Source organism: Klebsiella sp. HN106 (assembly GCF_051209435.1).
GTDB classification, from domain to species: Bacteria; Pseudomonadota; Gammaproteobacteria; order Enterobacterales; family Enterobacteriaceae; genus Klebsiella; species Klebsiella oxytoca.
Map to the genome: position 1 here is coordinate 22,932 of NZ_JBLURD010000013.1, position 25,554 is coordinate 48,485.

27 protein-coding genes are annotated in these 25,554 nt (G+C 43.8%); 22 read left to right on the forward strand and 5 right to left on the reverse strand.

The window, feature by feature from the left end:
- Nucleotides 1–50 precede the first annotated feature (50 nt).
- The 5 genes from ACSIPU_RS23255 (at nucleotide 51) to ACSIPU_RS23275 (ending at nucleotide 4,581) form a co-directional block, all read left to right on the forward strand.
- Nucleotides 51–422, forward strand: coding sequence for a hypothetical protein (locus tag ACSIPU_RS23255; RefSeq protein WP_348851337.1), 372 nt, complete (start codon nucleotides 51–53; stop codon nucleotides 420–422).
- A gap of 12 nt (nucleotides 423–434) precedes the next feature.
- Nucleotides 435–1,511 carry a restriction endonuclease gene (locus tag ACSIPU_RS23260; protein ID WP_435322293.1) on the forward strand — a complete coding sequence of 359 codons (1,077 nt, stop codon included), beginning with the start codon at nucleotides 435–437 and terminating at the stop codon, nucleotides 1,509–1,511.
- 82 nt (nucleotides 1,512–1,593) lie between these two features.
- Nucleotides 1,594–2,571 carry a ParB/RepB/Spo0J family partition protein gene (locus tag ACSIPU_RS23265; protein ID WP_435322294.1) on the forward strand — a complete coding sequence of 326 codons (978 nt, stop codon included), beginning with the start codon at nucleotides 1,594–1,596 and terminating at the stop codon, nucleotides 2,569–2,571.
- 34 nt (nucleotides 2,572–2,605) lie between these two features.
- Nucleotides 2,606–3,862 carry a hypothetical protein gene (locus ACSIPU_RS23270; protein ID WP_435322295.1) on the forward strand — a complete coding sequence of 419 codons (1,257 nt, stop codon included), beginning with the start codon at nucleotides 2,606–2,608 and terminating at the stop codon, nucleotides 3,860–3,862.
- 53 nt (nucleotides 3,863–3,915) lie between these two features.
- Nucleotides 3,916–4,581 (forward strand): hypothetical protein, encoded by a 666-nt coding sequence (locus tag ACSIPU_RS23275; RefSeq protein WP_435322296.1) that lies wholly within the window; start codon nucleotides 3,916–3,918, stop codon nucleotides 4,579–4,581.
- Nucleotides 4,582–4,617: 36 nt separating this feature from the next.
- Here the strand turns inward: ACSIPU_RS23275 and ACSIPU_RS23280 are convergent, their stop codons facing one another.
- Complete coding sequence (locus tag ACSIPU_RS23280) at nucleotides 4,618–6,084, reverse strand: 3'-5' exonuclease (RefSeq protein WP_435322297.1); 1,467 nt, start codon at nucleotides 6,082–6,084, stop codon at nucleotides 4,618–4,620.
- Nucleotides 6,085–6,473: 389 nt separating this feature from the next.
- Here ACSIPU_RS23280 and ACSIPU_RS23285 point away from each other — a divergent pair, with 389 nt between their 5' ends.
- Nucleotides 6,474–6,854 carry a hypothetical protein gene (locus ACSIPU_RS23285; RefSeq protein WP_348851331.1) on the forward strand — a complete coding sequence of 127 codons (381 nt, stop codon included), beginning with the start codon at nucleotides 6,474–6,476 and terminating at the stop codon, nucleotides 6,852–6,854.
- 60 nt (nucleotides 6,855–6,914) lie between these two features.
- Complete coding sequence (locus ACSIPU_RS23290; protein WP_348851330.1) at nucleotides 6,915–7,202, forward strand: DUF1294 domain-containing protein; 288 nt, start codon at nucleotides 6,915–6,917, stop codon at nucleotides 7,200–7,202.
- A gap of 92 nt (nucleotides 7,203–7,294) precedes the next feature.
- On the opposite strand, the gene traA is transcribed toward ACSIPU_RS23290, so the two are convergent.
- Nucleotides 7,295–7,633, reverse strand: coding sequence for a TraA family conjugative transfer protein (gene traA, locus ACSIPU_RS23295; protein WP_348851329.1), 339 nt, complete (start codon nucleotides 7,631–7,633; stop codon nucleotides 7,295–7,297).
- 334 nt (nucleotides 7,634–7,967) lie between these two features.
- Between traA and ACSIPU_RS23300 the strand changes: the two genes are divergently transcribed.
- The gene (locus tag ACSIPU_RS23300) at nucleotides 7,968–8,618 is read left to right on the forward strand and encodes a phospholipase D family nuclease (protein ID WP_348851328.1); all 651 of its coding nucleotides are present in this window, start codon (nucleotides 7,968–7,970) and stop codon (nucleotides 8,616–8,618) included.
- 54 nt (nucleotides 8,619–8,672) lie between these two features.
- On the opposite strand, the gene ACSIPU_RS23305 is transcribed toward ACSIPU_RS23300, so the two are convergent.
- The 3 genes from ACSIPU_RS23305 to ACSIPU_RS23315 form a co-directional block, all read right to left on the reverse strand.
- Nucleotides 8,673–9,035 carry a hypothetical protein gene (locus tag ACSIPU_RS23305; protein WP_435322298.1) on the reverse strand — a complete coding sequence of 121 codons (363 nt, stop codon included), beginning with the start codon at nucleotides 9,033–9,035 and terminating at the stop codon, nucleotides 8,673–8,675.
- Between the two features lie 67 nt (nucleotides 9,036–9,102).
- On the reverse strand, nucleotides 9,103–10,026 hold the full coding sequence (locus ACSIPU_RS23310; protein WP_435322299.1) for a DsbA family protein: 924 nt from the start codon (nucleotides 10,024–10,026) through the stop codon (nucleotides 9,103–9,105).
- Nucleotides 10,027–10,054: 28 nt separating this feature from the next.
- Nucleotides 10,055–10,636: a hypothetical protein gene (locus tag ACSIPU_RS23315; protein WP_348851325.1), complete on the reverse strand. Its 582-nt coding sequence runs from the start codon at nucleotides 10,634–10,636 to the stop codon at nucleotides 10,055–10,057.
- A gap of 145 nt (nucleotides 10,637–10,781) precedes the next feature.
- Between ACSIPU_RS23315 and mobH the strand changes: the two genes are divergently transcribed.
- The 14 genes from mobH (at nucleotide 10,782) to ACSIPU_RS23385 (ending at nucleotide 25,548) form a co-directional block, all read left to right on the forward strand.
- Nucleotides 10,782–13,430 (forward strand): MobH family relaxase, encoded by a 2,649-nt coding sequence (gene mobH, locus ACSIPU_RS23320; protein ID WP_435322300.1) that lies wholly within the window; start codon nucleotides 10,782–10,784, stop codon nucleotides 13,428–13,430.
- Nucleotides 13,423–15,390 carry a conjugative transfer system coupling protein TraD gene (gene traD / locus ACSIPU_RS23325; RefSeq protein WP_348851323.1) on the forward strand — a complete coding sequence of 656 codons (1,968 nt, stop codon included), beginning with the start codon at nucleotides 13,423–13,425 and terminating at the stop codon, nucleotides 15,388–15,390. The genes mobH and traD overlap by 8 nt, the downstream gene beginning before the upstream one ends.
- A gap of 12 nt (nucleotides 15,391–15,402) precedes the next feature.
- Nucleotides 15,403–15,777 carry a hypothetical protein gene (locus ACSIPU_RS23330; protein WP_348851322.1) on the forward strand — a complete coding sequence of 125 codons (375 nt, stop codon included), beginning with the start codon at nucleotides 15,403–15,405 and terminating at the stop codon, nucleotides 15,775–15,777.
- Entirely contained in the window at nucleotides 15,770–16,429 is a 660-nt protein-coding gene (locus ACSIPU_RS23335; protein ID WP_348851321.1) for a DUF4400 domain-containing protein, read from the forward strand. The genes ACSIPU_RS23330 and ACSIPU_RS23335 overlap by 8 nt, the downstream gene beginning before the upstream one ends.
- 91 nt (nucleotides 16,430–16,520) lie before the next feature.
- Nucleotides 16,521–16,811 (forward strand): hypothetical protein, encoded by a 291-nt coding sequence (locus ACSIPU_RS23340; RefSeq protein ID WP_348851320.1) that lies wholly within the window; start codon nucleotides 16,521–16,523, stop codon nucleotides 16,809–16,811.
- The gene (locus tag ACSIPU_RS23345; RefSeq protein WP_435322301.1) at nucleotides 16,812–17,654 is read left to right on the forward strand and encodes a DsbA family protein; all 843 of its coding nucleotides are present in this window, start codon (nucleotides 16,812–16,814) and stop codon (nucleotides 17,652–17,654) included.
- A gap of 56 nt (nucleotides 17,655–17,710) precedes the next feature.
- Nucleotides 17,711–17,995, forward strand: a complete 285-nt coding sequence (gene traL, locus ACSIPU_RS23350) for a type IV conjugative transfer system protein TraL (protein ID WP_348851318.1) — start codon at nucleotides 17,711–17,713, stop codon at nucleotides 17,993–17,995.
- Nucleotides 17,992–18,609, forward strand: a complete 618-nt coding sequence (locus ACSIPU_RS23355; protein WP_348851317.1) for a TraE/TraK family type IV conjugative transfer system protein — start codon at nucleotides 17,992–17,994, stop codon at nucleotides 18,607–18,609. The genes traL and ACSIPU_RS23355 overlap by 4 nt, the downstream gene beginning before the upstream one ends.
- Nucleotides 18,609–19,769 (forward strand): TraK protein, encoded by a 1,161-nt coding sequence (locus ACSIPU_RS23360; RefSeq protein WP_435322302.1) that lies wholly within the window; start codon nucleotides 18,609–18,611, stop codon nucleotides 19,767–19,769. Before ACSIPU_RS23355 ends, ACSIPU_RS23360 begins: the two co-directional genes overlap by 1 nt.
- A gap of 1 nt (nucleotide 19,770) precedes the next feature.
- On the forward strand, nucleotides 19,771–21,102 hold the full coding sequence (locus ACSIPU_RS23365; protein ID WP_435322303.1) for a TraB/VirB10 family protein: 1,332 nt from the start codon (nucleotides 19,771–19,773) through the stop codon (nucleotides 21,100–21,102).
- Complete coding sequence (gene traV / locus ACSIPU_RS23370; protein ID WP_435322304.1) at nucleotides 21,099–21,719, forward strand: type IV conjugative transfer system lipoprotein TraV; 621 nt, start codon at nucleotides 21,099–21,101, stop codon at nucleotides 21,717–21,719. The genes ACSIPU_RS23365 and traV overlap by 4 nt, the downstream gene beginning before the upstream one ends.
- A 303-nt stretch (nucleotides 21,720–22,022) precedes the next feature.
- Nucleotides 22,023–22,769: a DsbC family protein gene (locus ACSIPU_RS23375; protein ID WP_435322305.1), complete on the forward strand. Its 747-nt coding sequence runs from the start codon at nucleotides 22,023–22,025 to the stop codon at nucleotides 22,767–22,769.
- Nucleotides 22,770–22,789: 20 nt separating this feature from the next.
- On the forward strand, nucleotides 22,790–25,273 hold the full coding sequence (traC, locus tag ACSIPU_RS23380) for a type IV secretion system protein TraC (protein WP_435322306.1): 2,484 nt from the start codon (nucleotides 22,790–22,792) through the stop codon (nucleotides 25,271–25,273).
- Nucleotides 25,273–25,548, forward strand: coding sequence for a hypothetical protein (locus ACSIPU_RS23385; RefSeq protein ID WP_348851311.1), 276 nt, complete (start codon nucleotides 25,273–25,275; stop codon nucleotides 25,546–25,548). Before traC ends, ACSIPU_RS23385 begins: the two co-directional genes overlap by 1 nt.
- Nucleotides 25,549–25,554 lie beyond the last annotated feature (6 nt).

Genomic DNA, 25,554 nt, shown 5'->3' on the forward strand with positions numbered 1-25,554 from the left:
AATCAAGCCTCGGGAATGACACGCTTGAACGCAAACCTCTTGGGGGTGGTATGTTTTTTTATTATCTGGGTTACTTGGCCTGCATGGTTTTGATTTACGCAACGGTTCCTTTGTTGGGTGGTGATATCCCTCTCCACGCCGGAATCATGAAATTCTACGCAGTGCTGAATATTGTTTTCCTGTTCACTGTCATCTGGTGGAATGCTAGAAAACACTTCTACTACGTATGGGGCGCTTACCTCATCGTGCTGGCCGGTTACTTCGGGTTCATCTATCCAGATGCACTTGATGTTCCTCTGGTTGTTGTGTTTGGCGTAGCCGGGCTGAATGTCCTGATCACCTTCTATGATGTAGTGGTCTGCCGATGCAAAGGGATTTACCAGCGAACAGGGAAGCGGTACTCAGTATCGTTTAAAAAATAATGAAGGGTGAACATGGGAAGGAAAAATCAGAAGTTTGTCGCCAAGCCGATATCAGGCGAGAAGGTGATGCGACAACGTTTCTTCGGGATGTCGGGTTTAGTCATCGTTTTGAATATTGTATTTTCAGACAATATTCGCGTTCAGTTATTGACACTCGGTCTGATGCTGATAACCACCCTTCTATTCACTCCTGCTGGCCGTGTACTGGTTGGAACATGGGCCAATAAAGAAAAATGGCGCACTCTTAACGTTCCTCAAAAAACTGTTTTTTTCAAATTCTATGTAGCTATCCCTGTTATCGCTGCCGCACTTATGATTCACACGGCAACATACTCTCGTGTTGTTAGTGACGAAGTTATGAGTTATGTGTTCCCAGCAAGTGAAGACATTACCAACAGTGCCATGCTCACAAAGTTACGTAGTGTTATGGATACAAAACTACCCAATTTATTTTCTTCCCTAGCACTGTATTTAGCTTATCTGTTCGGAATCGGATCGATTGTAAAAAACATGCAGATTGGTATGTCAGGGAAGATTATTAATCGCATACGAAACAGCGCGGATGCTAGGCGTGTTCTAGAGCAAATGACATGGGATCAATTTGAAAAAATACTCAGAAAATTTTTCGAGTCAAAAGGATATAAAGCCACTTTAACCAGTACAGGTTCTGATGGCGGTATCGACGTAGCACTGGAGAAAAACGGACGCAGAGAAATGGTGCAAGCCAAACACTGGAAAGTAAATCGTGTCGGTGTTTCCGTGGTTCGAGAAATATATGGTGTTGTTCAGGCAGAGAGGATGCACAGGGGATTCATTGTTACGTCTGGCCTATTCACAGAAGACGCCCGTGAATTTGCCGATAAAGTATCTGGAAAAGTAGTGCTGATTGACGGAAACCTTCTCATCGAAATAATTAAAGGTGATTCTGAATTTGAAAAACAAACTGATGCGACGATAAGTAGCACAATACCAATCGAAGAGAATTCCTGCCCCATGTGTGGCGGGAATATGGTTCTGAGAACTGCTAATAAAAAAACATTCTGGGGGTGCTCTAACTACCCTGATTGTCGAAACACTCATGAAGTCTAAACACCATATGTTTAGTCTCATGAATAGCGCTCCATCGGAGCGTTTAACTCTGTGAACCCATAACAGACAAAGGCTCGTGCTCATGATTGAATATGATTTCCATGATACAGCTAATGCGTTTCCGTATATTAGTGGCGATGCATATGAAACATTAAAAGAAGACATCCGTATTAATGGCATTCTTGAACCCGTTTATCTTTTCGAAGGCAAGATTATCGATGGTCGTAACCGGTATCGTGTTGCTAAAGAACTTGGACTTGATGATATCCCTACTCAGGAATATGAAGGCGATAACCCTGTTGGATTTGTTCAAAGCATGAATCTTCATCGTCGTCAGTTAACACCAAGCCAAAAGGCTGCTGCTGCGGCATTTCTTGCTGAGTTTAAACAAGGACAACATGGTGATGAAGAAGAGTACGAGACTCAAGAAGCCATAGCAAAAAAACTAGGCATATCACGAAGAATGGTAGTGGAAGCCACTAGTCTTAAAAAAAATGCCGATTCTAAGTTAATTGAACGAGTAAAGACCGGTGATATAAGCCTTCACAATGCAACGGCAATTGCCCGTCTTAATTCGGAAGATCAGAAATCTATCGTTAGCGAAGGCGCTGAGCGTGTAAAAGAAGTCGCTAAGAAAATTAAAGCGATGACTAAAGGGAAAGGCAGAAAGAAAAAAGACGATCCTGAAAGGATTATTGGTCTGGATGCTATTGAAAATTACACGTTTCCAGAAACAAAAAAATCACAAAGTGAAATTGAAATGGAAACTATCGATATGAAAAATGATGATAGTTTGGCAAATGAAGTCACTTCTGTAAAAGTGAGGAAAACACGCGGAAAAAAAATATCCATTGATGAAGCGAACGATTTCGGCCACTCATTGCTAGACGCTATAATCGTGCTTGGGGCAACCGCAGAGGATACCAACGATGGGGGCAATATTATAGACACTGCATTATCTGAAAGTCAGTTAGCGAGTTTCTCTGATGACTATGATGCATCCGAATTACGAGCATTGCTAAGCACAGGTATCCGTGTGTTAGCGAAGCTGGTTGAGTAACCAATTTTTGATACAGATCCCAAGGGGTAAATATATGACTGAGAAACGCGGAACCGGGACTGAATACGGTCAGGATAAATTAAAGGATAGAGCAGATAATTACGATTTGGCTGCTGACGAAAAAAAGCCAAAATCTAAATTAAAACTAATCGGCGTCCTCATTATTGCCATCATTGGTGTGGGGGCATTATATCCGGTACTGTTCGGCGGTAGTAAAACGCCAGCAGAAAAGACAGAAGAAGTTGTTGCGCTAAATTCAGACGGCGTTTCTGTAGAAGATAGCGAAGCTACTAAGCCTGTTGTTGCTAATGCAGATACAGACAAAGCTGTCGCTGATAAAGCTGCCGCTGACAAAGCCGCCGCTGACAAAGCTGTCGCTGACAAAGCTGTCGCTGACAAAGCTGCCGCTGACAAAGCTGTCGCTGACAAAGCTGCCGATGACAAAGCTGCCGATGACAAAGCTGCCGATGACAAAGCTGCCGATGACAAAGTTGCCGCTGACAAAGTTGCCGCTGACAAAGCCGCCGCTGATAAAGCTGCCGCTGTCGATACATCGGAAAATATTTCCGGCGTTGACGAGGCTGAACAGCACCTGCTGGACAATGCTGCCCCAGCAAACCTTTCAACTGAGATTGTTCCTGCGGAAAAAGTGCAACAACGCGTCACAGGCCAACTTCCACCGGAAGATGTTAAGGGTATCGCTGATGCTGTAATCCACGATCCTACAGTGAAGGCCACTGACGAAGCCAAAAAGGTTTCGCAAGCGGGAACTGAAATCGAAAAATTCGATGCGGCTAAATTTGGTATTGGAACCAACACTGTTTCCCCTTCCGTTCAGCAGTCTCGTTCAGTTCAACATCTGCTACCAGTTCAGCAGGAAGTTGAAAACACAGAACAGTCTTCTGACATCAGCAGCGACGACATGCTGAAAAGCTATACCGGGCAATCAAGCGAAGTACCCTATTATTCACAGTCACAAAATACGGTATATGTTTACGGTTCATTCGCTGCCAAAGTGTATCTTCTGCCGATTGGCAAAAGTGAAAAAATCAACGCATACCTTTCTGACAGCAAAGGGTGGGAAGTTAGCCAACTGCCGGGTGACATTCTTCGCATCAAACGTTCTTATAATAAGTCAGATTGGAGCGATGCTACTGACCTCTTCCTTGTTGCTGGTAAACGCACATATACCCTGATCTTGCAAGGCGTTGACGAGCCAAAATTGCGTACTGATAGTCTTCGCTACATTGAGTCAAAGGCGATCCCGGTAACTAAGGCTGGAAAAAAATAATTATTCTAATTCCTACAGGCGCATTTTAGATGCGCCTTTTTTCAGGAGAACGAATGAACGATACAATAACCGAAGGTATCAGCGCTTATTTAGCCTCGCTATATATCAACGTGCCTCTAAATGAGTGGACACCAAAGTTATCATACCTCGTATGTCGCGGGCTGGTGGATAACGGGATACTTCCGGGTAAAGCCGTAATCGGCGTTCTGCGTGAACGTTTTTATGAGTCATATGATGAGGAACGCCCTGACGGTTATTCCGTTCGGCATTCCAATTATGCGTGGATTGACGCTGGTGATGAGGGAATATTTGATCCGTGTAACCCAGATCATTTAATTACTGACAAATTTTTATTTAAAACTAAGTTGTCTGCTGAATACTATTCTCCTGTTGATCCGTTAACAATGACCATGAGAGATTTACCAACACATTATAGTTCAGATGAACTATATCCTGTTCGGCGAGGTCTTCATAAAGAGGTATTCAGTCGTTTACTTGGCTTTAGGGTTGAAGTTGCTGGATTGACCATGACGGAAGCTGCGTATCTTTCAGCACTACCACTGAATGAGCTTGGGAGAAGTGATAAATTACTTTATGAGTTCTTAATAAAAAACAACCTGAGTAAACTACTTTCTTTGAGGTATGTGGAAAAGATATTTCCACATATGGCAAAATCCTCGCCTCAATCCTTCCGATTTCCTCTGGATGAGGGTTTTTAGAAAATAGGGGCAACGTTAGTAGCCCCGCTATCGAATTTATACAATAACGATAGTTTCACCTCTTTCCTGTCGGGTGTAATATTCCTTTATCAACTCCATGATAACCGAATTAATACTTAATCTGTCTTTGGCTCGGGTAATGGCAACATAGATTAGATTCATTTCATCAATTATTGTTGCTTTTGGTTTTTTCATATCAATTGCTTCAAGCACGGAAGAAAAATCATCATTAAGAATCACGTTATTCCACTCCAAACCTTTACTTGTATGTGCGGTGGTTACGACGAGATCGGCCTCAGATTCCGTTCTGGCTTCATTACTTCGCATAGTGGCTATCATGCCGGGAATGTCTATGTATTCGTCCATGATCCTGATGGCACGATTCATATTGGTGTCTTTAGTACTTTCAGCTATGTCCGCATAATTTGCCCAGTTACCATAATCACTGAGTATTTTTTTATTTTTAACAAGATCAGGTCTCATCAATTTAAGGGAGTGAATGTCGAGTAACTCATCTAGGTTATACTTCGCAATCCCTCCGTTCCACATCACCCGCTTGCCCATCATGATAGCCTCATGAGCTGACTGAATAACCCCCATGAATGTTCGGCTTATAACAGCATGGAAACCTTGCTCTATTATGTCCTGCGGCTCACATACATAGTCCAGATCACCTAAACCTATTAGTGGATGAGTTTCACCTTTCATACTCAACACGAGGTTAGCAAGCCCCGCTATCATAGGGCCAAAGCGGAACGACTTGGTAAGTCGCAGGATATCAGCCCCCTGCTCTTCAACTACAGATAAAGCATTCTCAGCACCTCTCCACCTGTTAATCATTTGATGGTCATCGCCAACGATGATTTTCTGACAGGTGTTATTCATGACGATATCCAATGTAACGGGGTTTGCGTCCTGACCCTCGTCAAAGAGAATAATGTCATAAAGAGTATGGAGTTCCGGGTTCGATAACTGGAAAAGTTTTAACAGGGTATTTCCTGTACAGGGTATATCTGAATTTTTATCAATCATACCTTCCCAAAGCCTTTTAGCTGCTCTGAGCGCAGTATCAAATCGAGACGATGATATCTTATCTTCATTTTCAACATTCTTTTTGATGTGTTCCATCATAATAACGCGATCTGCTGAATTCATGAAGTTACCGACTCCAGCTACAGCTAATTTTACAACCTGCCAGTTATCCTCTCCAAGTATGTCCCGGTACTCCTTTACGCTGATATTCATCCTTGTCTTATCGGCATATTCTTTGAATCGGGCAAAAGCCATTGCATGTGAAGTAGCACAGTGAACATTTTTAGGGAATTTTCGCTCCGCTTCTTCTCTGATCGCTTTGTTGAAAACAATATAGAGAATTCTTTTATCAGTATTCTTGAGGGAAAATTGAATAAGTGTGAACGTCTTGCCTGAACCTGCATATGCCTTTCCGCAAAGTAGTCTGCCGGTGTAGTCAACGATCTGCTGTTGTTCATCTGTTAATGCCATGAACAGCGCTCCTTTTTTCAGAAGAAAAACAATGGCAAAACACTTTTGCCTGTGTTGCAATTTCAAGTGCAAGGATATTTTATACCTCAACTCTCCGTCTAATAGTTACGGAAAAACAGGACATTCTGAGGCCGAAAGTCATTTAGACATCTCCTTCAACCACTCATCTCCTGTTTCATATATTTTCACTACCAGTACTTGACATCACTACACCTTTCGCTTGAACATAAATTACGATCTGTTAACGCACGAAAGTGTTGCTGAGATGCCGTTTCAAAAAAACACCACAAAACGACCTGTTTTTTGTTCGTAGATACAGTGGAGAATATTGTATATTTGAATTCGACACAGAGCATTCGATTTCAATCATTTCAAACTAAGGAACTAAAATGAGCGAAGATGCAGTTAAACCATTTGCAGATCTGACAACAGAAGAAAAAGAGAATAGATTTTCTTCCCTGTCTAAAATCGCGCTTAAATCTCTGCGCGGTTCCTTCAATCTGGATGAAACTGAAAAACAATTAAAAACCGATGTTGGATCTGCAAGCGAAAAAGTAAATCTTCTATCTAAAAAATTGGCGAATGGCGAAGAGCATAATCGCGAACAATACTCCGATGCAGTTAAGGATCTGAACAAGGCTTCTCGCAAGCTGGATAAGTTCCTCGACAGCTATGAAGAGCTTCGAGACGGAACTGGTGATAAGCTGAAAGAACTACGCTCTTTCCTTGATGAGTTGATTAATGAGATCACAGATGAACAGGTTCTTTAACTTCCGGTCATTTACTACAAGAAGCCCACTTAAGGGCTTCTAACTGACATTGGAGGTTCAATGTTTTATCTCTATACAATCCTTTGGATGATCGCATGGAGTATCATTTCTATTTTCGTCTACCGAAAGGATAAAAAGCAGGCGGAAACACGCGGGTTAAGAGTTGAAGAGTTAACCCTCGATGCTTTAGCCTTACTTGGTGGCTGGCCCGGCTGCATTTATGCTCAATATAAATTTCGCCACAAAACCCGTAGCGCCTACCAGCGCCGTTTTAGAGCATTAGTTATTACATGGATTTTAGGTTACAGCGCACTCTGGTATTTCCTGTGGGTAGGCCAGATAATCTAGTTAATAAAAACCCGCTTCGTCGGGTTTTCTTTATTTCATTTTTCTCAGATACAAAAAAACCCGCCGAAGCGGGTTTTCTTTTTTCGACTGAATTAGATACCAACAGAAGGCAGTACAGTCTGAACACCTTCGGTAGAAGCCATCATACCGTCGATGATATTCGGAGAGTAGTACAGGCCGATTGCCGCACCGACTGCTACAGCGAACACCATCAGAGACTGACGAACAACCGCAGCAGCAACACCGACGATTACGATCAGGCCGACCAGTACGCGGCCCAGAGAGCCTTGCATGTATTCAGTGATGGTTGTCCACACTTCGCTGAAACCAGTTTGCTCTGTGCCGTTTGCATAAACAGCAGTAACGCCCAGAGCGATGATTGCGGAAGTAGCCAGAACTGATTTCAGATTTGCGCGATTCAGAGTTTTCATTTTCAACATTCCTAAGTCATTTTCAGAGTTTACGATTTTGGAATGCCCCTCGACTATTTAACGGTTTTCAGCCGGGAACGGAATAAACTATATCGGCATTTGACTTAAAAACCACGCGTAAAAGGGGACAAAATCGATGGCAAATTGTAGAAAAACCTCTGCTTTTTTGGCAAATATAAAAATAATTACATCCGCTGCTTTTAACTTCATAGTTCATATGTCTGTTATCTATTATTCATGCGCAATTGCTTCGACTAAAGCCACCTCCGTGTTTTAATTGGAGAGCAGGTAAAGTCGTTTTGTGGGGGGAGTATGTTTAAAGTTTGGAGGGGGTATGTTTAAAAATAAAACTGTTTTATTGACAGTATTGATTGGCTTTTTGATTTCATCGCCTGTATATGCTCTTAGCATCGGAGACCTTGTTGACTCAGCTAAGAAGGCGTTATCTGAAGAAAGTGAAACAGGTACAAATCACAACTCACAGGTATCAACATCTAACACTTATCGTGGTGATGTTGGCGAAAGCAGTATTGCTATCGGCTTTTCGCCAGAGGGGTCAGCTCAGAAAGCAATTCTTGACCTGATCAACTCAGCACAAAAAGAAATTCGGCTGTCCGCTTACTCTTTTACGTCACCTGAAGTGGTGAAAGCTCTCACTCAGGCAAAAAGACGCGGGGTAGACGTTAAGTTGGTTGTTGATTACAAGGGTAATACAGGAAAGATTTCCGTCGCGGCTATGAACCTGATTGTTAATGCTGGAATACCAATTAGAACAATCCAGAAGTATGCTATACATCATGATAAATTCATTGTGGTTGACAGGGTGAGCGTTGAAACAGGGTCGTTCAATTACTCTCGTTCTGCTAACTTACGGAACAGTGAAAATGTCATTGTGTTATATAACATGCCTCAAGTAGCAACCCAGTATCTTAATCATTGGACATCACGCTGGAATGACGGCAAAGAATGGGAGTCATCTTATTAGTGAACCAGCCCTAAAATAAAGAAGGCTCCGATCAGGAGCCTTCTTTTTAGCTGCTTAGCTGCATTTTCCAAAATGGGACTTCATCCGGTTGGCATACTCGAAGCTTTTGATATATGCGGGGTTTGCTTCCACCTTCTCTTCTAGATCTTTAAATACATCGTCTTTCGTCGAGATCAGTTTTATATCCAGAATACCCATATTCAAATCACAACGTTCTCGTTTAATTTTAACCACATCGGTCATTACTGAACCCAACGCAGCGTCTTCATCAGTCAGATCATCCAGATAATCATTGATCTCACTGTTGTCCGCCGAAACCTCGCTGGCTGAAACATCATTTACAGTTATCTCACCACTCTGGCTTAAAACCGGTAAGGACAAAAATGCCAGAAGCACACCGATTAGAGTTTTTTTCATACTTAACATACCTCATCAAACACAAATAAAAGGCACCATAAAAAGGTGCCTGCGCTGATATGAAATGTTATTTTTTAGCCGGAGGTTCAGCTTCAACAGGCGGTGTAGCCTTCGTTTTTTCTGGGTGAGCCATACCCTCTATTACCTGAACAAATTTAGCGAACGGCTGCGCTCCGACGACAGTTTCTGTTTGGCCCGTCTGGTTATCGATGATCACAGTTGCCGGTGTGCCGGTTACACCTGCGGTGTTACCGGCCTGCATGTCATCTTTGATTTTTTGGATGATCGTCGGATCGGTCAGGCAAGCTTCGAATTTAGACTTATCCAACCCAAACAAAGCAGGAACCTCTTCAGAGCTGGCGAAACCCTGCCCGTTCCCAGCGGTATGTGTGAACCAATATTCAGTGAACGCCCAAAAGCCCTTACTGCCTTTTTGCTGGGCTACACATTCACCGGTAACAGCGGCTTTAGAGGCCATCGGTTCATGGAAGGATAGCGGATAATGTCGCCATTCCCAGTTAACCATGCCATTTTTAGCACTATCAACAAGATACTTCGGTGTCTCGTGAAATCGTTTACAGAATGGACATTCGAGATCTGAGTAATTTACCAGAGTGAAACGCGCCGTAGGATTCCCGTAGAGGTGATGGCCATCTTTACTTTCACCAGAAGCATTCCAGTTTTTATACAAATCGGCTTGCTGTTGTGCAATCTTATCACTTTCAATTTTACCCAGTGCAGCAGCAACTGACTCCTGTAAATTTGCAGCATCCCCGCCACTATTTTTCAGCAATGACGTTTGGTAATCCTGTTGCTCTTGAATGCTTTTCAATGAATTACTGATTTCAATACTAATACCTTTTACATCATTTAGACTTTTATCGATATCGTGGGCTTTTACTGCGGTATAGACAGAACCACCAGCAGCCACAAGAACTAAACATCCGATCACTAACGGCCCCAGAACGGATGCTTTTTTCATTTCATTCATCTAACTTCCCCCATGAAAATTGTTTTAGTTACTTTGGTAACTGGTTATCAACGTACATTTTGATGCGATAATCGCGTAGGTCTTGCGGCTCACCACCATTCAGGACATCGATCTCATGTTGGCTGAGGCGGTATCCCGGAGTAGAACAATAGCGCTCTTTGATTTGCATATATTCAGACCGGGAAGCTTTCTGACTTGAACTATTCAACAGTCGAGAGTTTTCACCACAAAAACTCGGCGTTTGAGTGAACGTACCGCGCGGCCCATTTGCATAAGCGGAGTTCGCCACACTGGTCAGGAGCATATCGGTGTATTTGTCACGATTATCGGCATAGCGTTTCCCCGTAGGGTCATATACCGCATATGGGCTAACAAGTGCATGTTCATAGCTTGGTGTTCGCAGTGCTGCACCACCGCGCTGTGTTCCATGCCACGATTCAGAGTAAGTGTACCCTTCCGGGACGTACATTTTTGGTGGGATGATCTGCGTGTAGTTTACGTATTCGTATTGACGCTTTTCTTTCTCTTTACTGTCTGAACAACCCGACAGAAAGATCCCGGCCACTGCGACTGATACAATTGACAGTTTGAGGCGATAATTACATTTCATTGACGGTTCTCCGGTAAATAGCAATTTCATTATCCAGCATTTACTTCCCAGTAAAAAACTTTTTCCCCCTCATTTTGCGGCCTTTTTCTCTTAATGTTTTCAACTCTTTTACTGTAATGTGTCTGCATCAAATGGAGGCACCGTAATGTTTAAAAGAATTCAGAGGTTGCTTTTTGGAACGAAAGAAAAACAACCGACTGGTGGACAGATTATCATGCCACAAGAGGTCGTCGAAGCCCTCAGCTCAAGCAGGGACATTTTGCAATATCCTCCTGCTGAAAATGGCTTCCCGGCAAAAATCCCAGGCTATGCACTGCTGTCCTTGCAAGAAGAGATTATTATCAAAATCAAGCGTGAGCTGATGATCCGGGACTCGGAATTTGAAGAGTTCGTTCAGCCTATGCTCAATAATTTTGCAAACTTCGTTCATCTTCTTCCTGCCTCACAATCCCATCATCATCGGGCACAAGGTGGGCTGCTTCGTCATACACTTGAAGTTATTTTGTACTCCATCAAAATAGCTAAAAGCTTTGAGTTTGATGCAAACGAATCACCCGTTATAAAATCAGACCGTGCGCTGGCATGGCGTATAGCTGTTGTTGTAGGTGCTGTGATGCACGATATCGGAAAGCCAATCTCTGATGTCGATGTATGGGACAAATCAGGTGAGCATCACTGGTCACCAACTGTTAATTGCATTCATGAATGGGCTGAAAATAAAGATATTGAACGTTTTTACATATACTGGCGTTCAGATCGTCACGAACGTCACCACAATACCAGCCTGACCAAAATGACTGATATTGTGCCAAAGACATTGCTCGCATTTCTCATGGAAGAAGGCAACGACATATATAACGAATTAACTGAAGCGCTCGCCGGAAGTAATTCATTCCGAGCTACAGCTACTCGCATCGAAACGGGTACAGCGTATAAAAACAAGATCCATAAAATAGTTTCTACCGCTGATAGCCGTTCGGTCAAAGAAGACCTTAAACGTTATTCTGGGGATGCTGTTCGTGCAGCGCAAACCGGTGTATCAGTTGTGGCTCGTATAGTCGATGCTATCCGTCTGCTTGTGAAACGTGGTGATTGGGTTCCCAATAAGCCCGGCTCACCTATCTGGTATACAACAGAAGGGCTTTTTGTTGTCTGGGGTTCAGCAGTAGAACCGATTACGACTATTGTGAAGTCATCTGGCGTGAACGTACCTCACTCTGCCGATAGTCTTGCCGATATCATGCTGAGCTATGGCCTCTTCGTTTTAAACGAAAACGATTCGGTCTACTGGCGCATGGCCCCACACATCCTGAACGATAAGAAATCACGTCAAGACAAAGAGCCAAAAAATGCTTTAAGTTGCATTAAGTTCGTTGATCCTATCGTTATCTTTGTCGAGGATGTCGTGCCTAACCCAACATCATGCCGCATTAAACTGGCTGATGGTTGGAAAGAATTTTTGGCTGCTGGTGGAAAAAGCACACTAAAAGAAAGCCGGGCTTATATCGGTGATAAGCCAGAAGAAAAAACCCTACCGATTAATGTTGACCCGGAAATACTTAAAGGTGGATCGCTCCCTCCAACGGAAGACTTACCTCCAGATGGCACTGTTGTTAAACGCGGCACCGTTGTTGAGCCTAAAAACATTGTTGATCATATGCTTCGCATTAACCTCTTATCCCCGGAAGTTGCAGCGGCAATAAAAAAACGCGACGCAGAAAATTTAAAGGCAAAAGAAACAGCAGCTAGCCCTCCAGAAACCATAGGTAAACGATTTTCAGAGAAAGATAATCATCCTGAAAACACATCTAACAAAAAACCATCGAACAATCAGAACCCTGTAGATACAAAGTCCCCGGATAAACCTGCTGAAACTCAGGGGCAGTTGTTCGCTGAAGAATATGCCTCACATCCTTACATTGAGGCTGATTCTGATGATGATACGGCTGATATAGCTCACCAGTATCAGATGCAGGATAACGAACAATCAACTATCACCTTACGTGAGCGGATGGATCAAGCTACCATTCAGCAAAAATATAAAGATGATGAAGCTCACATCCAGCAGGACTCAGCTAAACCCGCTCTTGACCTGTGGGCTGAGGCTCAGCAGCGCATTCGACAATCAAAGGATGAAGCATACGAGCAAACAACTCAGCCTTATGCGAATAAGCACGAAAATTATGAACTAAAAGATATCCCCGGTGTTCTTGAGGGAGGCCATCTTTTTTCCTCTTTGTTCAAAGATGCTCCAGATGCAACGAAACTGATTTTAAAAAAAATAATTAATGAACGCCCGAAAGAACTTATCGCGGATAATTATCATCTTTTCATTCATAAAAAAGATGAGCAGGACGAAGAAAACTATTCAGCTATGGTTGCTGCCGGTTGGGTATGGAAACCTTTTCTTGATCCTAATGATAAGTTTCATATGTATAAATCAAAACCGGGTTACTTCCTTAAGCGTGGGCTTAATGATGATATAGATTATTTGTCAGGAGGCAATTACCTAAAGAGCATACTGCCAGTAAACCCTAACAATGTTTATTGTCCTGAAAATGATCTTTACAGAGCTATCGCCAGCTATGGGCAAGTAAAAAAAACTTTCGATAACAAAGAAGTTATCGCGCTGAGTGGTTCCGCTATTAGAAATATGGCTAAGTCACTGGAACTGGATACAACCAGTGTTCGTTTTTTGGTGTGTTTCAACTTTGATTCCGTCAATAAGCGCGGCTCAGAGCACGTACTTGTAGACGAAAACATTAGACCTTACATGGTGGATTCTCATGAGTGAGTGGAAGTACAACATGCCTTGGCGTCCCAACTATGAAGCATTTGAAGTTGCTGGTTGGAGTGCAGGGATCGCCAGTGCGATTGCGGTAAATGCATACTTTAACATGCCATCTTTGCCGTGCTACATGGCTGTAGCCGTTCAGGTTGCATATGGCATAAGAGCATTGCCAGAAGCTCATTACGTTTATAAGCACAAACGTCGTCTTGCTAAGAAGCCAGATGTATTAATCATGCGCATAGAAGAAATTATTGATGCAATGATTAAATACCCAGACTCTTATATTTTTGGGAAGGGTTTTCAATGGGGGCAAAAAGAAGGACAGTCAGCTTTTGAACTCCTCCAACGTGACATATCAAAGCTCGCAGCCAAAACTGATGATAACTTTATGGGCCTTGGTTGGATTCATCAAGTTGGCTCAGATAGTGATTATGTTCGTACTGTTGAAGACCTTTTATCTTTACATACACTCATTACTGGAACTACCGGCTCCGGTAAAACGACTTATTACAAACTGATAATCTTACAGGCTGCTTTAAAAGGACAACCTTTGATTATGGTTGACCCTAAAAACGATGAAGGATTGGCGAAGTGGATGGAGATGTGTCTTGACTTTGTGGGCCGATCACATAAATTGAATTATTTCTCTTTGGCCCACCCGGAAAAATCCGTGCGTATTTCGCCTATTACTAACTTCACCCGTTCTGGTGAGGTGGCTAACCGTATTATTTCAGTTATTCAACGTTCGGATTCTACCAGTGATCCATTTATTTCGTTTGCAACAATGTCCTTAACCAGCATTCTCGAAATGATGAAAATGTGTGAGATAAAACCGACATTAAAAAGCCTTAAAACGCAATTAGGTTCTAACATTACATCATTGGCTGAATTAGTGACTCACGCAATAACGAAAGTCGGACGTGAGGTCATGCCTGATGGCTGGTTTGATTCTATGCTTGCGGCAAGAAAAAGTCGTTTGCAAGGAAAAACTATTGATGCAGTCGCTATCGCCAAAATATGTAGCGAACTTTATATGAGCGATATTCGACAGAACAAGGCATTCCCGGATATTGAGGCAGGAATAGACACCCTTAGCCATAATCGAGAGCATTTTCAGAAAATGATCCTTAATGTGATGCCAATACTTTCCCAGCTCACAACTGGATTTATGGGGGATCTTCTTTCACCTGACACGTTTGATCCTGACCAACTTGAAGATGACCGCCCTATCGCCAACATCCGTGAAATTATCAGCACTAACGGAATGTTATATCTCGGTCTGGATGCTTTAGCAGACGGTGATACCGCTTCTGCTGTAGGCTCGATTTTCCTTTCTGACATAACCAGCGTTGCATCAGAAATCTATAACTTTATGCAACCGCGTGGTGAAGACGTTGCGAACGTCATGATACTGGTCGATGAGGCCGCTGAGGTTGTTAACGATCAGGTCATTAAGATGCTGAATAAATCGCGTGGCGCTGGTTTCTGTATGTTTATTGCCTCTCAGGGCACGTCAGACTTCGAAGCTCGCTTAGGTTCAGAAGCGAAGATGGAACAGATCATAGTCAACACGAACCACTTTACTGCCCTTCGTACACCGTCACCTAAAGCACAGAAAGCGATCATGGAACGAGTGCCTCCTACAAAATTCAAGTACATCATGCGCGGTCACGGTTCCAGTGCTGGGGCTGACCCTGAACAAATTACCGGTAGTGTTGGGGAGCGTTTGATGGAAGAAGAAAGCGAATTGTTCCCCGCTCCACTGCTCGGCTGGTTGCCTAACCTTGAATTCTTTGCACTGAATCAGGCAAAAGTGATTGTTAAAGGTAAAGTGCCAATTTTATCCAAGCCAAAGAATAAAAATGAAATAGACCGAATAAAAGCAAAAGCCGCTCGGTTCCAGAAGATTTACAAAGAAAAGGTTCGCGGTGAAAAAGTCCGCTCTAAGTCAGCTCAGGCGTAAGGCGAAATAATCATGGTAAAACTAAAAACACTTTTTCGGTCTAAGGATGAAATCGCTGCTTACGAAGGACTCGTCCTTGTGTGGCCTTGTGCAGAAAAAATCTCGTCACATCTAGCCTCTCTTATTCCTGATGACCAGCAGAGTTTAATCGTCCCTGTCGTACAGGAAGCCATTGCAGCTTACCACCAGCCATATCCATTCTATATGACGGACTGGGAACGACTTGCCGTGTACCTCATTATGACAATCAATTTCACCACCCATATTCTTGCTGGGAAAATGAATTTTCATGAGGTGGCAAAAACCTGCGCTCTGCCAAGGAAGATGACTCCGGCTTTCATTGAGGATACAGCGAAGAAACTGTCAATGGAGTTAGAATATGCTTGACCAGTTAAAGGATGATAAATGGCCCATATCATTTAAAGGATTGATGATCTGGGGAACGGCAATCTGGCTTGTTATCATGTTTTTCGTACCAGCTTCATTTGTCTATGAAAATATGATGAAGGAAATTGGCTGGGGTGAGAAGATGATTGGAGCGAACGAATTTCCCGCTGTTATGGACACTACTAATGCTCGTTACAAATATTTTTTCATTGATACGCACATCGACGCAGGACTAAAGAATTATTATCAACCCATTAAAGCAAAAACAACTACAGGAGATGTTTTCAACAAAATTGGAGATCTCGCTGTTCCATTCTTTATGAACGGGGCAAAGGTATTCAACTATCTGCTGTTTATCATGACATACAGATTGAGCCTCATCATCTACTGGATTCCATTTCTGCTAGTTGTCGGCGTTCCTTCGATGTTTGCAGGATTAATGAAATGGATGTCAAAAAGATATACGTTTGGTTACTCTTCACCATTCTTCAATAGGCGCAGTTTGACAATGATAGGATGGGGGATTTTTTCTATGCTCCTGTCATTGTTCGTACCCTTCCCTATACCTCCAATGATAGGAGCCGTGGTGATGATTGTCGCCATGCCAATAGCCTTCATCCTGCTTATTAGTAACCTTCCAAAACGCATCTAGGAACTATTTAAAAAAACAGGGCAAAACGTCCTGTTTTTTCTTATCGGAACTCAGCGGTTCTTTGATAGATTACCCGAAAAGAGGTGAGAAAATGTCTGAAACCAAAATGTTCCTCCTATCAGCAGGGCTTAGCCTTGTATGTTCAGCGCTACTTGTTGCCACATTTTCATATGCAGATAAATCGTCTCAAATTGAGGCTCTAGCGAAACAAGCCCAAAAACCTGTTTATCTGACTACGCAAGAGAAGATGAACAAAGAGATGGCAGACATCATGCTTCCACTTTTGCAAAAGCAGCGTAAGGAAGAAGAGGCCCGAAAGAAAATCAAAAAACCCGATACGGTTTACGCACCAGAACAGCTACAAAATTCCAGAGGCTACTAAATGACCAAAATGTTTTCACTTAAAATGACAGCTATCTTTGCTATTCCGCTGGCGATTTTGATAGGTACAGCGTCATACATTGTATACAGCGTTCACAAGCAAGGGAAAACTCTTGATGATGTAGCGTTTATGGTGCAAAACAGTCGCCCTCTTGTAACTGATCGAGAGCAGTTGAATGACCTCTTTTCACAATACATTTCTGCTGGTGGACTAGATATGACTCATGCAATACCTAATAAGTCCACATCTAAACGTGCTGGTGCCAGAAATGCAGAAGACTATATTCCTTCACCTTCTGATGAACGAATCTACGGTAACCCGAATGCGCAATTCTATCTTATCGAATACTCCGACTTTGAGTGTCCTTATTGCAAAGAGCACTTCCCACAGCTCCTTGATCTCGTTGACTCATCTTCCGGTAACATAGCCCTCGTTTTTAAGCACGTCCCTGTACACGGTCAAGCTTCCCAAGTCGAGTCACTCGCTGCTGAGTGCGCAGCCGAACAAAATGGTAATCCCGGATTTTACAAGTTGGCTCGGGCGATTTTTGAAAACACACAATCTGATGGACGTGGATTGAGTACCCCACTCGATGTACTTGCGACTCGAAATGGGTTTGATGGTAAACGACTTATCGAGTGTGTTAATGCAGCTCGTCCTGCACAGAAAATCGGAGCAGACGTTCGGGAAGCGGCTGGTCTCAATATTCAGCAGACGCCTTCCACTATTGTAGTTCATGGTGATCGCTCTGCTTTAGTTCAGGGGATGGTAAATGGGACAGGAATTATGCAAATGATGGCCCAGCTTGTTGATGGGGGAACGTCAGAACAAAAAGGTAAATAACAATATGCCTTCGGGTATTGAACTGTGTGGTGTTCAATTAATATTTGGAGCAGCAAATGGAACCAATTCAAATTTCACATTCTGTCGATGATCCACCAAAGTTTTTTTTCTGGAGTATCGATGAGGCAATGCCTTTTTTTGTATTTCTCATGGTTGGAATCTTCACCGGTCGTATTCTCACATTCGCGATCATTGGGATAGTGATCACGCGCTATTACGGCAGCTTCCTGCAACGCGCATCTGAAAAATACTTTTTGCATCTTTGCTATTGGAACCTCGGCGTTTCATTTGGCAAAAGTACAATTGTACCCAACTCATTTGAACGGGAATTTGTGGTATGAAAATCAGACAGTTTAAAAAAGGTCTTTTACAGATGGCCGGTGAGATTTCGACCCTCAAATGGCTCGTGTTAGGATTGTTGGGTGTGGTAGCAATTCTTTCAGCAACGTTAATGTCCCGGTCGCAGGTCGTCACCATTATACCTCCGAATCTGACACAAACTGCGTGGCTGGATGAAAACGCCGCTTCGGCACCGTATATGCGAGCGTGGGCAGTATATGTCGCTCAGTCTTTGGGAAATGCGAATCCAACTTCTGTTGACATGGTTAAAGATGCAATCGGCCCGTTTCTTGACGCTAAGATTTACACGGAAATGATGAAGCGCATTGATGATCAAATTGACCAGATTAAGCGTGACCGTATCAGTCTCTATTTTACGCCTAATCGAGTGATCACCGATCCTGTTGCTCCGGGTGTTTATTATGTGGAAGGGAACCAAGGGTTAGAGGGGATCAGCGGAGCGCCAGTAGTCAAACCAATGACATTTCAAGTTAATGTAGATATTAAGGGGTATCGTCCGGTGATCACGTATGTGAATATCGCGCAAGGTAAGGCTGTATTGCCTTCCGAAGCCGCTAAGCATCGTGGTCGCGGTAATGCTCAGGGGGATAAATAATGAAATTACCAGTTAGATCGCTGGCAATGCTCGTGTCGTTGATAGTCACCGGTTCTGCCGTTGCTGATGTAAATAGCTACGGTCTTCCGTTTGCTGAAAATTCTGCCGGGGGGCAGCAATCAGGTTCTGCAAAAAACACTCTTTCTGTTGATGAAGGGCTTGTTCTCGGGAACACTGCTGGGAGTAATGAACCTGTAGTAGTCTCTGCCGGTAATCCAACAGTAAATAACACGAAACGTGCTACGACTGATCGAGCAAATCATACCGCGACGGCTGGCGCATCACAAAACGCTAACAGCAGAGATAACCCTGCTATTGATGGAACTAATGTTCAACCAGTACCTAATAAAGTTGTGCAGCCAATACGTCTTACTGACGACGTTATTCCATCACGTCAGGAAATTATTGTTGAGCCGGGTGTCAATACTCTAATCCCTATCTCGATGGGACAGATTAACCGTATTGTCACACCATTTGAACGCCCTACTATCCAGAAGCTCCAGTTAAACGATGTGAAGGTAAACGTCGAGGGCAACGCAATCTATGTTTTCACTCCTAACCCTCGACCAGTAGCCCTTTATGTTACTGAGAAAGGTGATGAAAGCGTTGCGATTTCATTATCACTTGTCCCTCAACGTATTGCTCCAGTGCAGGCCACCCTTATGGTGTCCCGAAAATTAAATAATGCGGCGTTTACTGGTGGCGCTTCTCCTATGATGTATGGCGGTAGTGAAACGAAAGCGAAGAAGTGGGAACAGAAAGATAGCTATGTAGAAACTGTCCGCAACATCCTTCGTACTATTGCTCTGGGGGATCTCCCACCCGGCTATGCACTCGGGAATCTCGGTAGTGGCGTAAGCATTCCCAACTGCAACTTTAGTACCGGTACAGTACAGGATTACATCCGTTACAGCTTTAAAGGGGGGCAATACATCAACGGTAGCCAGTTCAGCGTTATTGTCGGAGTTGCTCAGAATACTGGGCCGACTACAGTGACCGTTGACGAATCTCTATGCACACATCCGCAAATGGCCGCGCGTGCCTTGTGGAGTCGAAATACGCTAGAACCGGGTCAGAAGACCGAAGCTTATTTCGTCCTTCGAAATGGTCAACGTCAAGTACGTGTTGATGACGGTGCGCGTCCTAAGCTTGCGGAGTAATATGATGGATAAAATAAAAGATATTTGGGTTAACTTAGCCCCAAACAAAAAACGCTGGGCGTTGTGGATTGCCATTCTCGTCGTGTTGATTCCTATTCTCGTTCTCCTAATGCCCGAGAACAATTCACCTCGTTCAAAGTCAAACAAAGAGAAAGTCATTCAAAACGTATTGACCGACTCGGACACAACTGGTGTCAGTCAAAATGCGATTGCAGCCCGGCTGCGTTCGCTCGACGACAGTATTAAAAGCACCAAACAGTCTGTTGAGACTCTGACAAAAACGCTTGATCCAGAGGTGTTAAATAAACGACTAAGTGCTATCGAAAGCGCACAAAAAAGTGAGGCGGCTTCGCGTGCTTCATTGGCAACTCGTGTTGATAGTCTTAAAGCTGGAATTTCTGCAAATGGCACTTCAGCCAATAAGAATCTCTACGCTGCCCCGAAAGACGGCAAACCATCAGATGTTACCGACAATGAAAGTAACAACGGTACTCTGCAACGTGTTTATGAAAGTGATGTTGCGCCTGATCCGGCTGATTTTAGCGGTGATGAAGCGGACAACAAAAATGGTAAAGATCAGAAGGTAGAATCCATCCCTGATATTGTGACTGTTCAGCAGGATATCAAAGAAGAAGAAAAGCCTAACCCCGAAGATGACCCAGCTTTTCAAACGTATCTTCCTGCCACCAGCATCATGAGCGGCGTTTTCATTTCAGGGATGGATGCACCTACAGCACAAAATGCACGTAATGACCCTTACCCGGCGCTGATTCGTATCAAGAAAGACGCAATTCTTCCGAATCGGTTTCGGTCTGACATTCGTGAATGTGCATTGCTGGCTGCTGGATTTGGCGATCTTTCATCAGAGCGAGCTTATTTCCGGTCTGAGGTCATCACCTGCATCCGGGAAGACGGTGCTGTATTTGAAGCAAAAATTGATGCCTACGCTGTAGGTGAAGATGGTAAAGCTGGTGTGCGGGGACGTCTCGTAACAAAACAAGGTCAGTACCTTGCTAAAGCACTTACAGCCGGATTCCTGCAAGCCGCATCTCAGTTGTTTAGCGTACAGTCAATTCCGACTATCAACGTTAACCGAGACGGAGATACAAACAGTAGCCCGTACCAACAAGTAATGAGTAGTCAAGCCATGCAAGGCGCTGCAATTGCTGGTGTGGGTGGCGCTTTAAACCGTTTAGCCGATTTCTATATGAAAATGGCTGGTGACTTGTTCCCTGTGATTGAAATCGATCCTGCTCGCAGTGTTGACTTCATTGTGCAAAAAGGCGTGGCTCTGAAATTTAACAAGATTAACAATGTTGGGGGTAAACAATGAGCATGAAACAGATGGTTTTAGCTCTGTTCGGGGTGGTTAGCATGGTTGCGCTAACAGGATGCTCATCGCTGGTGGGCGGGAGTTCCGAATACGGTTGTAAAGGTATGCCTGATTCCGTCACTTGTATGAGCGTCGGCGATGTGTATGAACTTACTGACGGTGATAATTACAAGCAGCGAGTCAGTGAGGTTTCACAACAACAAATGGCAGGGAAAGACGTCAACGTAAAGCAGCAAACTGCCGGTGGTGAAGGCTCCGGCCCATCGGTCAGCGGTGGTGCTCCTTATGTGCCAGTTCCTCAGCCAACTGCTAACCCACAGCCTATTCGTACTCCATCGCAAGTTATGCGCGTACTGGTAGACCCATATGAGTCTGATGACGGCGATTTGAACGTTCCGGGGTATGTCTATACTGAAATTGAACCGCGTCGCTGGGAAGTCGGTGCATCTCGTGCGGCAACCGTTCAACCTGTTATCAGACCGATGCAGGCACCTGTCAGTTCTGAACCAATTGCTGAAAATACAGCCGCTCAAACACAAGCTAAGAACACTTCTGCGAACGCCCGTGGAGGGAAAAATCAAGCCTCAAATACACGTACAATGATGCCAAATCGCTAATTTAGTTTAAAAACACCAAAAGAAAAGGGATTGTAAGAACAATCCCTTTGCTATTTCTGCGGCTTATAACCTATCATTGCCAGTGCAGTGTTCGCCACACCACATTGCTTTGCATACAGCAGCAACGTCTCCCCCCGGACGTTGAGGAAACCCCACCAAGCTGAAAATATGCAGGCAGGAGTTCACTGTAAAACCCGCCTGATTTTCAGGCGGGTTTTTCCCCCCCAAAACGTCCCCTTTTTCATTACTACTTTCTTGAAAAGATGTGAAACAATGCGGTTTCTATTCGTGGAGAGAAAGAATATGGTATTTAAAAAATGTTTTTTAGCCGCCTCCTTACTTGCTGGTTTTCTTTCTAATGCATTTGCCGGAACCGGGTCACCAACTGATACGGTTTTCACTGAAAATGCATTAAAAGCAGCCCCCAAGAATTCAGCACAACCAAAGCGATTCGTTGTCCCAACTAATGGCCTCATTGCATTAGATGTTGACGGTAATCTTAATGTCATGACATCCAATGGTCGTTTCGTTCTTAAAGGTTATCTTTACGATACGTGGGCGAAAAAACCTCTGGATAAGTTTGATGATGTTGCCAAGTACGCATCTATTATTCCACTGAAAGAACTGAATCTGAATATTGCCGATCTGCAACCTGCTGTATGGGGAAGCGGCCCTGAGAAAGTAATGATTTTCTCAGACCCAAATTGTCCATTCTGTCATGCAGTTCTAAAAGAACTAGCCGATCTTGATCCAAAAAAATACACCGTCAGTGTTGTTTCACTTGGTGCTCTGGGAGAAGAAAGTAAAAAACGCAATCAGGAATTGTACTGTGCAAGCGATCGTTATCGCGCCGACCGTGCAATCATTTCCGGGGACAAAACGACTAAGTTCGATCAGGTAAAAGACTGCGACCAATCAGCAATGATTCGACGAAATATAACCGCACAGGTTCTGGGTGTCAGTATGGTTCCATTCATCATTCGCGATGACGGCCATTACAGCATTGGCAAACCAGCCCAAGGTCTGAAAGCCTACCTTGAAACTAAATAGGTATTGTTCTGAGGGGAAATATGAGCGAATCAATCATTGTTCAGCGATTGAAAAATATTAAGCGTTTTTCAGACGTATGCCCGGTAAGAGCATATGATGAGAGAAATCGCATCTTTATGCTGGACAACAAATGTGTAGGCTTCGGCTTCGTTTGTCGTCCTCTATCGGGCAGTAGCGGAAAAGAAATGCAGCAACTTCAAACATTGCTTTCATCAAATTTTCCTGCAAAAACCATTGTGCAATTTGACCTTATTGCAAGCCCTAACATTGTTAACAAAATTAATCAGATGGATTTCCTGCGAATTAACTGCGGCGATCCTATTTTAAAAAATGCGATTATCAATCGCTCTCGTTTTCTTCTTCACAGTACAGACTATCCAATGAAAGGCACTGGTACGCGTGTGCGCGATTGCCTTATGGTCTGCACAGTGAAAATTCCTGTGAAAGCAGAGTATGACCTCAAAGAAGAAGAATTGAATTTAGTAAACGAATTCAGGCACAGCTTTGATACCTCTCTCGGTATTCTCGGCCTAGCGCCTACTGCTCTGACGCGTGAATCATACATTGATATTCTATCATCCATTCTTAATCAGGGAGAGAATGCAAGCTGGCGTGATCGCTCCCCTGTGCAGGTGCAGGATGATTTAATGATCTCGGAACAATTACTCGACCCTGACCGTTCTTTCTTCGTCCGTTCTAAATACATTGGTATCGGTAATCCAGAAGATGAGAATCAGCGCGGTGAAAGACAAACGAATACCACGTTTGTTAAAACCTTGAGCGCCAAAAAGCTTCCTAGTCGATTCTGGCCGGGGCAAGCTCAATATTATCTCGGCGACCTGATGAGTGGAGCTACAGGTATTAAAAGTTCATGCATCATTTCTATGAGTATGATCTTTTTCGACCAGCAGAATGCGAAAACTAAATTCACTCAAAAGCGTAGCTGGGTAGTGCAGCAAAGCGATGGGCCAATGATCAAATGGATACCATCACTGAAAACACTTCGTGAAGGTTATGACCTTCTCAGTGATAAAGTCGATAACGGTGAACCGATCTGTAAAGCTAAGTTTTCCGTAACGATATTCTCAAATTCAAAAGATGGTGTTTTCCGTGCAGCGCAGGAAGCAGCCAGTTATCTCAATACGTATCAGTTTAAGATGATCCCTGATACGAACTTTGTTTGCCCTATATTCCTTTCAACACTCCCACTGTTTAATGAAGTAGCCGCAGAAAAAACAATGGGCCGGTATCGCACTCTGGCACTCAGTGAAGCCCTTGTACTCACTCCACTATATGCGGACTGGCAAGGCACCAAAAACCCGGCCATTATGCTGACATCACGCTCTGGTCAAATCCAGATGCTCGACCTGTTTGACTCCGACACAAACTATAATGCGTGTATCGCCGCAGAGTCAGGTTCCGGTAAATCATTCCTGACTAACTACATCATCACAGCATACCGAAGTCTTGGTGCTAAGATCTGGTGTATCGATGTGGGTGATTCGTACAAAAACATTTGCGAAACCTACGGTGGGGATTATCTCGACTTCCACCCGGACAAAAAGCCATGCCTGAACTTCTTTGAATTAGTTGAAGACTATTTCGGTGAAGATCCGTCTAACGAAGACGGTAATGGTGAAGAAGACCTTATTATCGGCTTGCTGACGGTAATGGCTGCACCGCAAAAAGGGCTAGACGATTTCCAAACCGCTCGCCTGAAAAAGCATGTGGCCGATCTTATCAAGCTTCATAAGAAAGACACGACCATTGATATGGTCGCAGCTTCCTGCCTTACCGATGATGATCCGCGTGTAACTGATATCGGCCACCAGTTGTATCCCTTCACCAGCGAAGGCCAGTACGGAAAATATTTTGTTGGTAAGAACAACATTGACTTCAAAAATCCGTTCACTGTTCTCGAACTTTCTCGACTTGAAAGTTCTGAACACCTGAAGCAGGTAGTCTTGTTGCAGCTCATTTATCAGATCCAGCAGGACATGTTCCTTGGCGACCGTTCGCAAATGAAAATCGTCGTTATCGATGAAGCGTGGGCATTGCTTAAAGGCAACATCGGGGAGTTTATTGAGAAAGGATATCGACGCTTCCGTAAATATAAAGGCGCAGCAATCACGATTACTCAATCTATTAACGACATCTATAAAGATGGGGTCGGTAAAGCTATCGCCGATAACTCTGCGTTTATGTTATTACTGGGTCAGGGCGAATCAGCCATTAATGAAGCTCAGGCCAGCAAACGACTGGCACTTGACGATGCCGGATATCGCTTCCTGAAAACCGTCCGCTCCAGCAGTGGCGTGTACTCAGAAGTCTTCGTCATTTCAAAATCAGGACAGGGTATCAGCCGCCTGATCGTTGATCCATTCTCCCTGCTTCTGTACTCCACTCACCCTGACGATGTTTCTGAGATCAGGCGCAAAAAAGACTCTGGTTTGACCACTGAACAAGCCATCAACGACATACTGAAAGACAGGGGGATTGCCTAATGTTCAAAACGGCAGCCATCGCTTTAGTGTGTGGGTTTATCGGAGCAGCCCTTTATGGGCGCTTCTTCCCCGCTCAATCACCTTATGACTATATCGCCGTTGCAAAATATACAGACAATGCAGGAAATTTACTTCCGCCAGCGCAGTTAGAACTTGTCAAACGTCGCGCTGATCAGATGTCAGAAGCCGGTTACATCATTTTCAATTCTTCATCTATGTACGCATTCCCATCTGGATTAGCCGTGCCTCAGTCGGTTGTAACTGACACCAAATAACGGGGG

Bases quoted from the DNA above. Each gene is read 5' to 3' on its own strand.
- ACSIPU_RS23335 (WP_348851321.1), top strand. From the start codon at position 15,770: ATGCTTGACCAGTTAAAGGATGATAAATGGCCCATATCATTTAAAGGA.
- ACSIPU_RS23260 (WP_435322293.1), top strand. From the start codon at position 435: ATGGGAAGGAAAAATCAGAAGTTTGTCGCCAAGCCGATATCAGGCGAG.
- traV (WP_435322304.1), top strand. From the start codon at position 21,099: ATGAGCATGAAACAGATGGTTTTAGCTCTGTTCGGGGTGGTTAGCATG.
- ACSIPU_RS23375 (WP_435322305.1), top strand. From the start codon at position 22,023: ATGGTATTTAAAAAATGTTTTTTAGCCGCCTCCTTACTTGCTGGTTTT.
- ACSIPU_RS23280 (WP_435322297.1), bottom strand. From the start codon at position 6,084: ATGGCATTAACAGATGAACAACAGCAGATCGTTGACTACACCGGCAGA.
- ACSIPU_RS23300 (WP_348851328.1), top strand. From the start codon at position 7,968: ATGTTTAAAAATAAAACTGTTTTATTGACAGTATTGATTGGCTTTTTG.
- ACSIPU_RS23275 (WP_435322296.1), top strand. From the start codon at position 3,916: ATGAACGATACAATAACCGAAGGTATCAGCGCTTATTTAGCCTCGCTA.
- ACSIPU_RS23345 (WP_435322301.1), top strand. From the start codon at position 16,812: ATGACCAAAATGTTTTCACTTAAAATGACAGCTATCTTTGCTATTCCG.
- ACSIPU_RS23330 (WP_348851322.1), top strand. From the start codon at position 15,403: ATGGTAAAACTAAAAACACTTTTTCGGTCTAAGGATGAAATCGCTGCT.
- ACSIPU_RS23360 (WP_435322302.1), top strand. From the start codon at position 18,609: ATGAAATTACCAGTTAGATCGCTGGCAATGCTCGTGTCGTTGATAGTC.
- mobH (WP_435322300.1), top strand. From the start codon at position 10,782: ATGTTTAAAAGAATTCAGAGGTTGCTTTTTGGAACGAAAGAAAAACAA.
- traC (WP_435322306.1), top strand. From the start codon at position 22,790: ATGAGCGAATCAATCATTGTTCAGCGATTGAAAAATATTAAGCGTTTT.
- traD (WP_348851323.1), top strand. From the start codon at position 13,423: ATGAGTGAGTGGAAGTACAACATGCCTTGGCGTCCCAACTATGAAGCA.
- ACSIPU_RS23285 (WP_348851331.1), top strand. From the start codon at position 6,474: ATGAGCGAAGATGCAGTTAAACCATTTGCAGATCTGACAACAGAAGAA.
- ACSIPU_RS23255 (WP_348851337.1), top strand. From the start codon at position 51: ATGTTTTTTTATTATCTGGGTTACTTGGCCTGCATGGTTTTGATTTAC.
- ACSIPU_RS23365 (WP_435322303.1), top strand. From the start codon at position 19,771: ATGATGGATAAAATAAAAGATATTTGGGTTAACTTAGCCCCAAACAAA.
- ACSIPU_RS23265 (WP_435322294.1), top strand. From the start codon at position 1,594: ATGATTGAATATGATTTCCATGATACAGCTAATGCGTTTCCGTATATT.
- ACSIPU_RS23270 (WP_435322295.1), top strand. From the start codon at position 2,606: ATGACTGAGAAACGCGGAACCGGGACTGAATACGGTCAGGATAAATTA.
- traL (WP_348851318.1), top strand. From the start codon at position 17,711: ATGGAACCAATTCAAATTTCACATTCTGTCGATGATCCACCAAAGTTT.
- ACSIPU_RS23315 (WP_348851325.1), bottom strand. From the start codon at position 10,636: ATGAAATGTAATTATCGCCTCAAACTGTCAATTGTATCAGTCGCAGTG.
- ACSIPU_RS23305 (WP_435322298.1), bottom strand. From the start codon at position 9,035: ATGAAAAAAACTCTAATCGGTGTGCTTCTGGCATTTTTGTCCTTACCG.
- ACSIPU_RS23290 (WP_348851330.1), top strand. From the start codon at position 6,915: ATGTTTTATCTCTATACAATCCTTTGGATGATCGCATGGAGTATCATT.
- ACSIPU_RS23385 (WP_348851311.1), top strand. From the start codon at position 25,273: ATGTTCAAAACGGCAGCCATCGCTTTAGTGTGTGGGTTTATCGGAGCA.
- ACSIPU_RS23310 (WP_435322299.1), bottom strand. From the start codon at position 10,026: ATGAATGAAATGAAAAAAGCATCCGTTCTGGGGCCGTTAGTGATCGGA.
- ACSIPU_RS23340 (WP_348851320.1), top strand. From the start codon at position 16,521: ATGTCTGAAACCAAAATGTTCCTCCTATCAGCAGGGCTTAGCCTTGTA.
- traA (WP_348851329.1), bottom strand. From the start codon at position 7,633: ATGAAAACTCTGAATCGCGCAAATCTGAAATCAGTTCTGGCTACTTCC.
- ACSIPU_RS23355 (WP_348851317.1), top strand. From the start codon at position 17,992: ATGAAAATCAGACAGTTTAAAAAAGGTCTTTTACAGATGGCCGGTGAG.